Below are 14924 nucleotides of genomic sequence, written 5' to 3' on the forward strand. Positions count from 1 at the left end.
AATTCCTCCTTTTATTGAATCTTATAAATTTATCTTTCGAATTATATCTTTCATTGGTTTTTTCTCATCAGAAGGAACAGCCTGTAAACTAGTGTTTGGATCAATTTCAATAATTTTTTTAAGAGAATCGATTTCATCCTTTGTAAGCATAACTGTTGGACTTAATGTTGTTTTCTCAGACACATCAATTCCATCAAATCTTCCTACATTACCTATATTTACATATTCTATTTTTTCTACACTTTCACAAATCTTCAAAGCATCTTTAATATTTCTTGTTATCAATAAGATACGCATCTTAGCTGCTTTAGGGTTGTTAACTACACCAATAGCATCCTCAACTGACTTTATAAGTACTTTAATGCTATTTGGTGCTGCCATCTTTAATGTCATTTTCTGCATTTCATCTTTTGCAGCTGCATCGTTTGCAACGACAATTCCTTGAATTTTTAACTCCTTTGACCATCCTAAAGCAACCTGCCCGTGTATTAATCTATCATCTACTCTTAATGCTGCTATCATTTTTCATACCTCCAATTTATTTAATTTAACCTTCCAAAAAATCTTCGTCATTTTCATTATTTATATCAACTTCCACTAAATTCATTTGACTTCGACTTTCTTCGATAATCTCCTTAAGTCTCTCTTTAGTTACTTTTTCTGTTTCCATTAATACTGTCAATATAACAGGAAGATTAAAACCAGCAATTATAAATACATTTAACTTAGATGCATAAGCTGTAATCTTTTGATTGACACTCCCCCCTAAAATATCTGTAAATACAAATACTACTTCTTCTGGCTTCACACTGTCGAAAAACCTTGTAATACTTTCTGGTACATCCTCACCTCCTTCTACATAGGCATTAATGCATGTAATATCTGCCATATTACCTACTAAAAGTTCAATAGTGCTTTTAGCACCGCTAGCTAAAGTTCCATGAGTTGCAATTAATATCTTTTTCACGTTCTTATACTCCTTTCCTTTTATATGATAACTAGTCGCTGTAATACCTTATCATTAAAGATATAAGCAACAGATCTTTGGGTACTTTTTGAGTTAAAATAAATCTTCATCAAATAAGATTCATTTATATTTCCTTAATGATTTTTACCTTACACTTTTATATAAAGCAAGTATCGTGCCAACATTTTTAGACATTAAAAAATTCCTCTAAATATGGCGATTTTTATTTGATGTTATATATTTTTATTTCGTATTTAGACACTAAAAGAATTATAATCTTTAATCTGTCCAAAGAAATATTACTAAAAATAATTTTTTGGACACTTTTTGTTTGTGTCTAAGCTTTTATCTTAGACACATTTGTATTGAATTTAAAATATGACATAGAATATTTTATATAACGCAATAAAAACAGCAATGAAATCTAAATATCATTGCTGTTTTTATTTGATTGATTTAACAAATATTATTTACTCTCAATAACCGCCAAAGCAACAGCCCCCATTACTCCTGCATCTGTTCCAAGTCCTGCAGGAACAATCCTACAGGATTCTGCCATGGCTTTAAAACATCTTGTATTTACTACTTCTTTTACCTTATCAAATACAATGTCTCCACCCTTTGAAACTCCTCCTCCTATAATAACCATTTCAGGATCAAATATCGTTATCATATTGGCAACACATATTCCCAAATAGTTAAGGCTTGTATCTAAAATTCTAGAAGCCACCGCGTCTCCTTGTTTAGCTGCTTGAAACACTTCATAGGAAGTTACATTTTCATAGCTTTTCAGTATAGTATCTTCTCCTCGTAAAATTGCTTCCTTTGCAATTCTTCCTATGGCTGTTCCCGAAGCTAGTGCTTCTACACATCCATAATTTCCACAATTACACTGAGGACCATCTTTCTCAACAGTCATATGTCCCATTTCAAGGGCATTACAGGTATTTCCTCTATATATTTGTCCATTTAGAATAGCTCCTCCCCCTACTCCAGTACTTACAGTAATGTAAATCATATTTTTTGTTCCCTGACCTGCACCAAATACAAACTCTCCTATAGCTCCAACGTTGGCATCGTTATCAAGATAGGTTGGTATTTTAAATTTTTCTTTTATAGGATCTACCAGCTTAAAATTTTTAAAGGGAAGATTTGGTGTAGTTATTATTATTCCCTTTTGTGCATCCAGTGGTCCCGGTGAACCTATCCCTATAGTCTTAATATCTTCTGGAACTTTTTCTCCATCGCTTAATACTTTTTCAATAACACTAATTATTCTTTTAAGTACAACTTCTTCACCTTCAAAGGCATTAGTAGATATTGTATATTGACTTAATACGTTTCCATCTACATCAGATAGTGCTCCGCTGATTTTTGTTCCTCCTAAATCTATTCCTATAACATATTCCTTTGACATTGATTTTTCACTCCAATACCTGATATTTTCTTAAGCATCTATAAAATAAAAATTAAAGATATACTAATCTCATATAATCTACTATACATTATAATAGCATTAGTTTAAAATAGAATTTTAAAAAAATAAATTATTTTAGTGGATTTTTAAAATAATTTATAAATTATTTATAATATACTACAAATATATAATTAATTTGATGCTATTTGTTAATTTTGTGAAATTAATTCAGCATATAGAGCTTCATACTGATCGGTCATACGAGAAGCTGTAAAATTATCATTTACATGTTTAACGCAATTTTTTCTCATTTCTAAATACTTTATTTGGGGCATATTATAAAGTATTTCAATTGCTTCACAGAGTCCTTCTAGACCATAAGCTTTTGTAATCCAATTGCCACGTATATCATCTTTTGATGCATTGACAATAAAACCTGTTTCTCCATCTTTTATGATTTCTGGTATAGCACCCTTAGCATAAGCTATAACAGGTGTTCCAGCAGCCATAGATTCCACTAATGTAAACCCAAAAGACTCTTCACATTGGATAGGTAATAGTGTCACCTTTGCCGAATGATAAAAATTTGCTTTTTCCTGTGGCGATTTAAATTGTGCTTTTTCATGAATTGATTTATTCAATAAAGGAAAAATCATTTTACTATAATAGTCATTGTTTTCTATAAATCCAACATAATTTAGTGATTTTCCTATACTGTTAGCACTTTCCCCCATTTGAACTTTATACTTTGCTTTTTACTTCGTGTTTTCCCACTATTACTATTTAGAATTAATCTTGTACACTCTTGCTTCATAAGGCCTTAATATTATATCATTTATATTGTTGTCCTCTACCTCATAATTACTAATTAACAGATTAACTTTCTTATCTTGAAAATCTTCATGAAACTTAAATTTAGTATTTTCCCCATAAAAATTAAGTATGACAATGAGTTTTTCATCATTATAGTTTCTAGCATAGGCAAATATACTCTCATTTTCTCTATCTATTAGTTCCAAATCTCCATATACTATTATTTCATTTTCTTTTCTCAATTTAATTAACTTTTGGTAATAATAGAATATAGAATTTTTATCTTCTAATGCCTTCTCTACATTTATTTCTTTATAATTTGGATTTACAGCTATCCAAGGTTCTCCGCTAGTAAATCCTGCGTTATTTGATGAATCCCATTGAATTGGAGTTCTTGCATTATCTCTGCCCTTTGCATATATAGCTTTCATTAGTACATCTTTATCTATTCCCTGTTCAGATTTTTCTTTAAACATATTTATAATTTCTATATCTCTATAGTCTTCTATATTTTTAAATTCTACATTAGTCATGCCAATTTCTTCTCCTTGGTATATATAAGGAGTTCCCTGCCAGGTGTGTAAAAAAGTAGCCAGCATTTTAGCAGACTCCACTCTATATTTTTTATCATTACCAAAACGAGATACCATCCTTGGCTGGTCATGATTATTTAAAAATAAAGAATTCCATCCCTTTTCTTTTAAACCTGTATACCATTTATACATTATATTTTTAAAAGTTGTAAGTCTCCATGGAACAATGTCCCATTTACCTTCCTCTCCTGAATCTATTTCCATCATTTCAAATTGAAACACCATATTTAATTCATTTCTATCATTATCCACATAGAGTTTACCTATCTCAGGAGTAACCCCTGGAGTTTCTCCTACAGTCATAATATCATATTTACTAAGTACTTTCTTATTCATCTCCTGTAAATATTCATGTACCCTTGGTCCATTAGCAGTAAAAGGAAAACCATTTCCATACAAATCATCCTCACCCTTATCACCGTCAGGTAGTCCTGGAACCTTTGAAATCAAGTTTATAACATCCATTCTAAAACCATCTATGCCTTGATCCAACCAAAACTTCATCATGTCATATACTTCTTTTCTCACCTTTTCATTTTCCCAATTTAAATCAGGCTGTTTTGTAGAAAATAGATGTAAATAGTATTGATCTGAAGTTTCATCATACTTCCAAGCCGAACCACTGAAAAATGACCCCCAGTTGTTTGGTGGATTACCATCCTTTCCATCTCTCCAAATATAATAATCTCTATACTGGTTATCTTTAGATTTTTTACTTTCCACAAACCATTTGTGCTCATCAGAAGTATGATTTACTACTAAATCCATTATCAGTTTTATATCTCTTGAATGCATCTCTTTAAGTAATTCATTGAAATCTTCTTTTGTACCAAACTCATCCATTATATCTCTATAATCACTTATATCATATCCATTGTCGTCATTAGGTGATTTATAAACAGGACACAACCATATAATATTTACTCCTAAATTCTTTAGATAATCTAATTTTTCAATAATACCTCTTAAATCTCCTATACCGTCTCCATTGGAATCTTTAAAACTCCTTGGGTATATCTGATAAACTACTCCCTCTTTCCACCAATTTTTGTTCATTATATTAATCCCCTTTCACATAATTAAATAATATATTTATTTTTAATTTATTAATATTAAATTTTAAATCTCCTTTTTAATCCTATATATACATATTAAACAGATAACTTTATTATTTTACAGCTCCTGTAGTAATACCATCTCTAATCCATCTCTGTGCAAATATATAAACTATAAGAAGCGGCAGCAAAGCTAATAAATAAGAAGCAAATGCCAAATTATAGTTAGTAGCAAATTGTGATTTAAATACATATTGAACTAAAGGTAATGTTGCCATCTTTGAGTCGCTTAAAAGTATAAGTGGCATCAAGAAGTCATTCCATGTCCATAAACAAGTGGTTATTGCAACTGTTGCATTTATAGGTTTTAATAGTGGAAATATAACATGTCTAAATACTTGAAATGTAGTTGCTCCATCTATTATTGCTGCTTCTTCTAGGGACTTAGGAATAGATTTAATATAGCCGGTGTATAGGAATATATTAAATGGTAATCCAAATACAGCATATACAAATATAATACCAAATATATTGTCCATGTGAACACTGCTTACCTGTTTAACAAGAGGAAGCATTATTATTGGAAATGGTACAAACATAGCACTTACAAAATAATAGTATAGACCGCTAAAAAATTTCTTATCTCTATTCCTAGCTATAGCGTAGGCAACTAGAGAATTTGAAAGTATAGTTAAAATTAATACGAAAACTGTTATTATGAAACTGTTTTTAAATGCTCCAAAGAAATTTGTCATTTCAATAGCTTTGGAAAAGTTTTCAAAGTGCAGTGTTTTTGGAAAAGATAAAGCATTTGGGATCATTTGCTCTGGCGACTTTATAGCTATTAAAACAGTAATGTACAATGGCAATATTATAGTAACTAAGGCAACAATTGCTAGTATTATAGTTGTAATCCAATTTGCACCTTTTTTCTTCATAATACTTTTTCCTCCCTTTTTTCAAGAATTCTAAGCTGAAACAAAGATATAGCTACAATAACAATGAAATAAATAACAGCATTAGCAGATTGATAAGCAAAGCTTCCCTGATTAAATCCGCCATTATATATGACAAAAGATATAGATTGAGTGGCTCCCCCTGGTCCCCCACCAGTCATTGCCATTACTTGGTCAAATACCATTAAGAAATTCTTCATACACAAAACCATATTTATAGTAAAAAATGGGGCTATAAGGGGAAATATTATATCTTTAAATTTATGCCAGTTATTGGCACCATCTATTTCACAAGCTTCATATACTTCATTATCAATAGTTTGAAGCCCTGATATATATATTATTGTATTGAAGGCAATAGCCTGCCAAGCAGCTACAAATACTATTCCAAGCCATGCAAGGTTTTCATCTCCCAGTATATTCTTACTAAGTGCTGCCATATTTAAAGATTGTCCTATATTAGGTACTATATGTGCAAATACAAAATTGAATATAAAAGCTACTATTAAAGCTCCCAGTATATTGGGAATAAAATATACAGCTTTCAAAGTATTTTTAAATTTAATTTTTGAGTTCAATCCTACAGCTATTAAAAGACTAGCTACATTTACTATAATGGTAGTTAAAATTGCAAATTTAAAAGTAAACATATATGCATTAAAGATATTACTGTCTTGAAATACTGCAATATAGTTTTTAATACCTACAAAATCCCAGCTTCCAAATCCCTTGTAATTAGTAAAGCTATAAAATATACCTTTTAAAAGTGCCATGGTGTGAAATATAAAAAACAATATGACCGCAGGTATAACCATTACATAAAAAGCCTTTTTACTTTTCAATTCTTTCACCTTCCTATTGTTAAAATTTACATTATTTTAAAAATTTACATTACCCTGTATACTTAAATCACCTTCTGTTATTTGCCTTATGATATTCTACATCCAGTTTTTTTAGAAATTCAGCTTTATTTTTCTTAGTATATAGTCCTTGTATTAAACTTGCTGTATCAAAAGCTGCTGGATAATAGTGATCAGAGAATCCTATAATTTTACCTTCAGTTAAACTGTGCTGAATTTCTGAAACACTTGGATCTTTTTGTTCTACACCTTTAACTGCTGAAAAAGCAAATTGATCTTTTATATATTTTTGTACATTTTCTTTTTCAATCATGTAGGATATAAATTTTTTTGCTTCGACCTGATGAGGTGAATCCTTTGATATGGCAAAGGCTACATCAACTCCAGAAAGTACACTGTTTTTACTTGCATCACTACTAGCTGGCAGCATGAACATACCTAAATTTATTTTGGGATTTCCCTTTTTGATTTCGCTGATTGCCCAGTTTCCCTGTATATACATAAAAGCTTTACCTTGTGAAAAAGCCGCATTACCATCATCATAAGATACACCTAAAATATCCTTTTCGGCATTATTTCCTATTTGCATCATCTTATCTACTATTTCACCATGAGTAGCAGAAAAAGTAGTTTTTTCAGCCTTCCTATCTTTCAAAAAATTTTTAGGCTGCAAATTACTGGTTAAAGCATTCCAATAGGGCATTCCCGTCCATGAATCTTTTAAAGTCAAATAAAATGATGTTCCTCCACTAGCTTTAATTTTATTACATACAGCTATAAGTTCATCCCAGGTTGTAGGAACTTCTAATCCTAATTTTGTAAATAAATCTTTATTGTATATAATTCCACATGCATTTGTAGCATAAGGTATAGCATAAACCTTACCATCTGGCTTTTCCTTTAATTGATTCATCATTTCAAGATAAGCTTTATCTATATTCTTTGTAAAACTTTCATTAGTTAAATTGGAAAGCATATCAGCATCTACAAGGGGTGCATAGTTTACAGCATCTCCACCTAAACTCATAATATCAGGAACATCATCTTTGGTAAGCCTTGCCTTTAAAACAGTTCCTGCATCTGCAGGTGCAGAAAGTGTTACATTGATATCAGGGTTTTGTTTGTTAAAATCAGTAATCATTGATTGAAGAATATTTTTATTTTCAGGTTTAGTAGAGAACACTTCCAGTTGTACTTTATCCTTATCAGCAGAATCTGTATTACATCCCACTAATAATGTTGAACTCATCACTAAAGTTATACCTAAAGTTACTAATAATTTTAATTTCTCTTTCATTTTTACCCTCCTCATATTTTTATATAATCAATGAATCTTATATATTAAATTGAAATTTATAAGCAGACTATATTGATACTGCATAAAATCATGTTAATCGTTTACGTAAAACATATAAAATTTATATATGTTTTATTGCCAATACCTATTCATTAACTCAAAATTCATATAGTTCTAGTTAATCGTTTACGTATGGTATAAAAAATTATACTATACTTTTTACCGTATTTCTCTCAGCTATTTTAAATGGCATAATTAAACTTTCGACATTGTCAGATGAACTTATTTTTTTCTCAAGTATCTTAACCGCTTTTTCCCCCATGTCATAAAAAGGCTGAACTAATGTAGTCAACGGTGGATAGCACATCTCTCCTATTTGTGTACCATCATATCCTATAATAGATATATCTTCTGGTATTTTTAGCCCTGTCTTATGAGCTACTGATATAGCTCCTATGGCAATTTCGTCGCAGGAAGCAAAAATTGCTGTAAATTTTTCTTTTTCTTTTAGTAATTGTTCCATACTTGTAATGCCATCCTTAAAAGAAAATCCGTTATGCTTTATAAGATTTTCTTTTACCTTAAGTTTGTTGTTCCTCAATGCATCTATAAATGCCTGCAAACGTGGAATACCTGCTATAGGATCTAATGGATTCCCTCCCAGCATGGCTATATCTCTATGTCCCATCTTGATCAAATATTCAACTGCTGCATAGGAGGCTTTATAATCATCAACTTTAATATATGGTATAGAGTAACCACTGTACATTGTAGAAATAAGAACAACTGGTATATTAACTCTTACTATATTTTCTATTAAACTCTTTTCAGGGGGCAGACTGCATACAATTATTCCATCTACTTGTCTTTCTATCATTATCTTTATATATTCTTCGGTTCTGTCTCCATTATCTCCCACATTACATATTATTACGCTATAGCCACTATTATGAGCTGAATCCTGTATACCATTTAAAATTTCTGTATAGAAGTTAGTGCCTACCTTAGGCATTAATACAGCAATAGTATTGCTGCTCTTGATCTTTAAGTTTCTAGCAATATCATTTCTTCGATAACCTATTTCATCAATAACCTGAATTACTCGTTTTCTAGTATCTTCCGAATATCCTCCTAGGTCATTTAATATTCTGGAAACAGTAGCCACAGATACTTCTGATTGTTTTGCTACATCTTTAATTGTGGGATTTTTAACTGTAAATTTCATTTATCTCACCGCCTTTCGTAAACGTTTAACACATCTTTATTATACTACTTTTTTTATAAATGTCTACAATTTTTGTAGAAAATTTAGCATACAAATAAAATGCTATTAATCGTATATCTAGCATAAAAACTTTAATTTATAAACTCACACTCATTTTATATTCTAAATATTTTAATAATAAAATCTGGTTGATCAAAAAAAATTGTGTTGTAGTAGACACCTCTATTTGGCCATTTACTGAAAATGAATGAGTATAAAATTGCAGGCTAATATCACTAAGAGAAGCCAGTTCGTTATTTCCAACTTGAGTAATAGAAATAATTTTTATTCCAATCTTCTTTAATCTACGTGCAAATTCATTCATAAAAGTATTATTTCCTGATAGAGAAAGTAAGAAAAATATATCTTTTGAGGATAGATAATCTAAAATAATATTAGATTCTTCTCTTCCCTCTAAAACATAAATTAACTTTTTAACAGGAATCATGTTTCTCTTTAAGTCCTTTGCAGCACTTTTTTGCACTGAACCTGTACCGTATATATATATTTTATCTGCTTTTTCAAACAACTGAAATATATCTTTAAAATCTGTTTTTTTCATTACCTCTATAGTTTTTTCTATATCCTTATATACCTTTTGAATTTCTCTATCATCGAACTTATTTTTTTCATTATTTCCCTGCATATTTTCCCATTTTAGATAGATCTTCATCTCACTATATCCCTGAAGTCCAAGTTTACGTGCAAATCTTAAAATTGTAGTATGAGATGTATTACATTCTAAAGCTAATTCTTTTATGGACATAGTCTGACATTCTTTTTTATGATGTAGTATATAATTCCATATATACAGATCACTTTCATTTAACTTTCCATAATTCTCTTCAATTAATGTTTCTAAATTCATATTACTCCCTCTTCTTTTTTTGTGATTCATATTCCATATACTTTAAAAATAGAATCTCTATTAAGATAAAATATGATGTTACAGACTCAAAATTCATATGGTTAAAAACATTTGGAATTAAGGCCGTAGAAGTATAAAGATTGTAATCGCTTAACTTAGCCAGAGAATTATCCTCTAATCTAGTTATAGATATTATTGGTACATTTCTTATTTTCAAATTTTTAGAAAAGTCTACAATAAACTTATTTTCTCCTGACAAAGAAATCATTATAAATAAATCTTCATCTGTAACAAAGTTTATTATAGAATTTACTTCATCATAACCACTCAAATCATAAAACTGCTTGCCGACATTCATAAAAATACGTTTAATTTCTTTTTTTATGGAGGATTGAACCATTCCTATTCCATATACATAAAGAGTTTTAGCTTTATCAATAGCATCAAAAATTTCTGTGCAATCCTTTTCTTTTATTCTTTTAATCACTTCATTATAACTATTACATACTATTTCTACATTATTTATATTTTCCTTTGACTTTTCGTTATCCAGCTTTAGATAAAACTTTAACTCACCATATCCCTTTAAATTCAGTTTTTGAGAAAATCTTAAAACCGTTGTCCTTGAAACGCTGCATTTATGGGCTAACTCATCAATTGAAAGGCTCTCACATTCTTTGCGATGTTTTGAAATATAATTCCAAATGTATAAGTCATTCTCATTTAACTTCTTATGGTATTTATTTATCATCTCATCTAAATTCAATCTACACCACTCTTCTCTTTTTTAAACTTCTTAAATTTTACATTATATTTTTTATTTTGTCTATGTACATAAAAAGACAGCAATCTTTTCAATTGCTGTCTTTTTAGATAATATATTATTTTAATTCTGGCCAATAATCCTTATTTGCTTCAATTAAATCATCTAATATTAATTTTGCTACTCTTGCACTTGGTACTGTTTTTGAAAGTGTAAGTGCCTGCCATAATTTTTTATAACTTCCCTCTATCCATGCTTCTACTGTAAGTTTTTCTACACTTACCTGCTGTTCCATTAAACCTTTTTGGAACTGAGGTATAGCTCCTTGACATATCTTTTCATAGCCATTATTTCCTACTATACATGGAATTTCCACCATTGCAGTTCTATCAAAGTTTTCAATAGCACCTTCATTTGGAACAATCAATAAAAATCTTTCTTTTGTATTTTCCGCTAGAGCACATGCTAAATCCACAATGTATGTTGCATGTACATCAGCTTCAAAGCCGCCACCTTTACTTGTTCCACTTTCAATTATCTTTTTACATGTACCAAATACCTGCTTTTCTCTACCTTCCATAACTTCGTTTGCACGGGTATGATTTGGATCGGAAGTTTCTACTACATAGTCTGAGAATAAATAGTATTTTAAATATGTGTTTGGAATAGTTGTTGGATCTACTGCATATACATCTCTTGCCTTTTGAAAAGTGTGTATCCAGCTTTCATCCACATGCTGATTAGTTTCTGACAGCGCATCAGCAAATCCATTGGCTTCCATGTGTTCTTTAATTTGCGGCATCAAATCCTTTCCATCTTTATCATAAATCTTTGACCACCATCCAAAATGATTTAATCCATAATAAGATACTTGAAGTTCTTTTCTAGATCTAAGTCCACACATACTTGCCATCTTTTCTTCAAGATCAATAGGCATATCACATATATTTAATATCTTTGAATTTGGTCTCAGTCTTCTTGTAGCCTCTGCCACAATAGCCGCTGGATTTGAGTAGTTCAGCATCCATGCATTTGGTGAATATTTCTCCATATAATCTAGTATTTCAATAACTCCTCCAATAGAACGCATTCCGTATGCAATTCCTCCTGGACCACAAGTTTCTTGTCCTAATACCCCGTATTTTAAAGGAATTTTTTCATCCTTTTCACGCATTGCGTATTTTCCCACACGGATGTGTGCTAGTACAAAATCTATATCGGTAAATGCTGTTTCTGGATCAGTTGTATATGAAAATTCAATTTCTGGTGCATTTTCTTTCAAGTGTATCTCACATGCTTTTGCTACAGTTTCCTGTCTTTGTGCATCATTATCATAAAACTTAATAGACCTGATTGGAAATCTATCCATATGATCTAAAAGCATAAGTACAATTCCTGGTGTAAAGGTACTTCCTCCACCTGCTACAGTAATTGAATATTTTTTATTAGCCATTCTTATTCCTCCCATAATAAACTTTTATTGTTTTAATTTCTTATCTGTTTCTAAGTACATAATACGCCGGATAGAAATCGCTTACAATAGCTTTTAGAGCTTTAGAGAAATGGATATTTAAACTGTACTTTATCACTTTTTAAGGGATTTTTCACAATCTAATTTCCCTTTACTGCAACTCATAATTTAAAACTATATCAAAAGTCTTTTGCAAATAAAAATAAGAGACTAATCTCTGTCTATTACAGAAATCAGTCTCTTATTTTACAAAGGAAATTATATATTTTAAGGTGTACTAATTCTAATAGTAGCAAATAAACAAATACCAACTAGTGTTAATACCACTATCCCTCCTGAAATGGTTACAAAGAACTTTTTATTCCACTTATTTTTAAAACAATCTATAAGTGATACATTATAAGTTTTTAATGTTTTAAACAAAAGTAATCCAAGCAATATTAAATATAACTGATTTTTAAGTATTAATTGTGCAATAATCAACACCGACAGATTGACTACTGCATATGCAATGTCTCCTTTTTGTATCCTTTTATTCATAAATATGAGTAGATATCCTATAAATGGATTTATCATAGCTATTAGTAGTACGACTATATTCCCAGGATTTTGCTGAATTATCTGCTGAAAAGATGCTCCTGTTTTAATTGCTCCCATATATGAGTAAAATAGATATATAAACGGAGTTATAGCAAATAACAGTATTGCAGTATTATAATATTTATCTAAAGATTTTATTTGTTTCATATTTGTCATTTTTACCCCTACCTTTTAAATTAACACTCCTACTAATGAAAAATTTATAGCAGTTTTTCAAAATCTTCTCGAACATTTGGGACCTTTAATCCAATTATAACCTGAAAGGATTTACCATTTACTGAGCACCCATGAGTTCCAATAGATTTAAAGTAAGGATCGTCCCTACAAACGTTTTCATCTTTTACGTTAACTCTAAGACGTGTTGCACAGTTTGTTACATCTACAATATTGTCCTTGCCACCAAGTCCCTCTAAAATATCCATTACAAGCTGAGTTTTCTTATCAACCTGTTCATTACCAGTAGTATTATTTCTCTCTCTGTATTCTGCCTTTGATCTGAATTTTACTTCTTCTGCATCATCTTCCCTTCCCGGAGTTTTAAAATCGAATTTTAAAATCAGTGTTCTAAAAACTAAAAACCAAATTCCTGTAAAACTGATTCCAATAACAAATTGTAATAGATATTGAGGCCAATGAGTTCCCATTAGTGGAATCCAGTTTAAAGATGCCATTTCAATAGTTCCACCAGAAAATACTCCAACAATTCCAAAAAGATACATAACTGTTGAAATAGTTGCGGCTAGTACTGCATGCACTGCAAATAACATAGGTGAAACAAAGAGGAATGTAAATTCAATTGGTTCTGTTACTCCTGCAACAATAGCTGTCAATGTAATAGGTATCAATAATGCCATTACTTGTTTTTTCTTTGCCTTTTTTGCTGTTGCATAAATCGCCAGTGCAATACCTGGACATCCAAATATTTTTGAATATCCTGTAGCTGTAAAGGCAGCAGATGGCATTAGAGATCTAAGGGAATCCGTTGATGCTGCTACAGTTGGCAGATTCTTTGCCCAGTAGGAATATATACCTCCTGGTACTACAACGTTATCATAGAAAAATGGAGAATATAATAAATGATGTAGTCCAAATGGAATTAAAATACGTTCTAAAAATACAAATACCCATACGCCAATTGCTCCTGCGCCTTTTACAAACCCCTGAAATGCTAACATACCTACCTGAATCTGAGGCCATATTAGAGCTGCAATAAATGCTAATGGAATCATCACAAAGAATCCAATCATAAATACAAAGGTAGATCCGCTGAAAGTTCCCAGCCAGTCAGGTAATTCAGTATCAAAAAAGCGGTTGTGTAAATAGATTACAACACCTGAAATAAGAAGAGCTCCCATCATTCCCATATCAAGAGTCTTAATATTTGCTATCATAGTAAGACCACTGCTTCCCCCTACTTCAGCAGCGAAATTAACTCCAAAAACTCCACCCCACTGAGAAAGTATAGTACTTAAAAAATAGTGAAATGTCAAATATAATACCAAAGCCTCCATACAACATCTTGCATTTTGCTTTTTTGCCATACCAATAGGAAGACCTACTACAAATAATAATGGCAACTGACTAAATACAGTCCATCCTCCCTGAAGCACTACATTCCAGCATTTATACCACAAACTAGTTGGCGCAGCCAGACTTCCCATTATTACTTCTGTAGTAAACAGAGTTCCAAGACCAATAATAATACCTGCAAATGAAAAAAGTAAAACCGGTGTAAACATTGCCCCACCAAACTTTTGAATTTTCTGCATCATGTTTTATTCATCCTCTCTTTTTAAAAAGTTTATTTATAAGTTGACTTTATGATAACATTTTCATTACCTAGTATCAACGGTTTACATAGTTTTAGGAGTCAGGTTAATCATTATATAATTTTTCACATTTTCAGTGAATTTTCACACTTCTTTTAATACTAAATAATTAAAAGTTTAAAATATTATAATCTTATGACAACCACTAATTAGAAATTATATAATTTCGTA

Annotated in this window: 14 protein-coding genes; all 14 read right to left on the bottom strand. The window is 30.6% G+C overall.

Features of this window, described 5'->3' with window-relative positions; genetic code table 11:
- Positions 1–21: 21 nt before the first annotated feature.
- The gene (locus CLPA_RS15480; protein WP_003446654.1) at positions 22–522 is read right to left on the bottom strand and encodes a PTS sugar transporter subunit IIB; all 501 of its coding nucleotides are present in this window, start codon (positions 520–522) and stop codon (positions 22–24) included.
- A gap of 25 nt (positions 523–547) precedes the next feature.
- Complete coding sequence (locus CLPA_RS15485) at positions 548–967, bottom strand: PTS sugar transporter subunit IIA (RefSeq protein WP_003446655.1); 420 nt, start codon at positions 965–967, stop codon at positions 548–550.
- Between the two features lie 466 nt (positions 968–1433).
- Positions 1434–2384 (bottom strand): ROK family protein, encoded by a 951-nt coding sequence (locus tag CLPA_RS15490; protein WP_003446656.1) that lies wholly within the window; start codon positions 2382–2384, stop codon positions 1434–1436.
- Positions 2385–2593: 209 nt separating this feature from the next.
- On the bottom strand, positions 2594–3118 hold the full coding sequence (locus CLPA_RS15495; RefSeq protein WP_003446657.1) for a glycosyltransferase: 525 nt from the start codon (positions 3116–3118) through the stop codon (positions 2594–2596).
- Positions 3119–3163: 45 nt separating this feature from the next.
- Entirely contained in the window at positions 3164–4846 is a 1683-nt protein-coding gene (locus tag CLPA_RS15500; RefSeq protein WP_003446658.1) for a glycoside hydrolase family 13 protein, read from the bottom strand.
- A gap of 112 nt (positions 4847–4958) precedes the next feature.
- Complete coding sequence (locus tag CLPA_RS15505; protein WP_003446659.1) at positions 4959–5783, bottom strand: carbohydrate ABC transporter permease; 825 nt, start codon at positions 5781–5783, stop codon at positions 4959–4961.
- The gene (locus CLPA_RS15510) at positions 5780–6643 is read right to left on the bottom strand and encodes a carbohydrate ABC transporter permease (protein ID WP_003446660.1); all 864 of its coding nucleotides are present in this window, start codon (positions 6641–6643) and stop codon (positions 5780–5782) included. Before CLPA_RS15510 ends, CLPA_RS15505 begins: the two co-directional genes overlap by 4 nt.
- Positions 6644–6710: 67 nt before the next feature.
- The gene (locus tag CLPA_RS15515) at positions 6711–7958 is read right to left on the bottom strand and encodes an ABC transporter substrate-binding protein (protein ID WP_003446662.1); all 1248 of its coding nucleotides are present in this window, start codon (positions 7956–7958) and stop codon (positions 6711–6713) included.
- A gap of 205 nt (positions 7959–8163) precedes the next feature.
- On the bottom strand, positions 8164–9183 hold the full coding sequence (locus tag CLPA_RS15520; RefSeq protein WP_003446664.1) for a LacI family DNA-binding transcriptional regulator: 1020 nt from the start codon (positions 9181–9183) through the stop codon (positions 8164–8166).
- Positions 9184–9319: 136 nt separating this feature from the next.
- Positions 9320–10090, bottom strand: coding sequence for a MurR/RpiR family transcriptional regulator (locus CLPA_RS15525; protein WP_003446666.1), 771 nt, complete (start codon positions 10088–10090; stop codon positions 9320–9322).
- A gap of 1 nt (position 10091) precedes the next feature.
- Positions 10092–10856, bottom strand: coding sequence for a MurR/RpiR family transcriptional regulator (locus tag CLPA_RS15530; RefSeq protein WP_003446669.1), 765 nt, complete (start codon positions 10854–10856; stop codon positions 10092–10094).
- A 115-nt stretch (positions 10857–10971) separates the two neighbouring features.
- Positions 10972–12306: a 6-phospho-alpha-glucosidase gene (locus CLPA_RS15535; RefSeq protein WP_003446671.1), complete on the bottom strand. Its 1335-nt coding sequence runs from the start codon at positions 12304–12306 to the stop codon at positions 10972–10974.
- A gap of 285 nt (positions 12307–12591) precedes the next feature.
- Positions 12592–13080: a hypothetical protein gene (locus CLPA_RS15540; RefSeq protein ID WP_003446673.1), complete on the bottom strand. Its 489-nt coding sequence runs from the start codon at positions 13078–13080 to the stop codon at positions 12592–12594.
- A gap of 44 nt (positions 13081–13124) precedes the next feature.
- A complete protein-coding gene (locus CLPA_RS15545) occupies positions 13125–14696 on the bottom strand; it encodes an alpha-glucoside-specific PTS transporter subunit IIBC (protein WP_003446675.1) in 1572 nt (523 codons plus the stop codon).
- Positions 14697–14924: the final 228 nt, after the last annotated feature.

Origin of the sequence: Clostridium pasteurianum DSM 525 = ATCC 6013 (assembly GCF_000807255.1) — a bacterium.
In the GTDB taxonomy this organism is placed as follows: domain Bacteria; phylum Bacillota; class Clostridia; order Clostridiales; family Clostridiaceae; genus Clostridium_I; species Clostridium_I pasteurianum.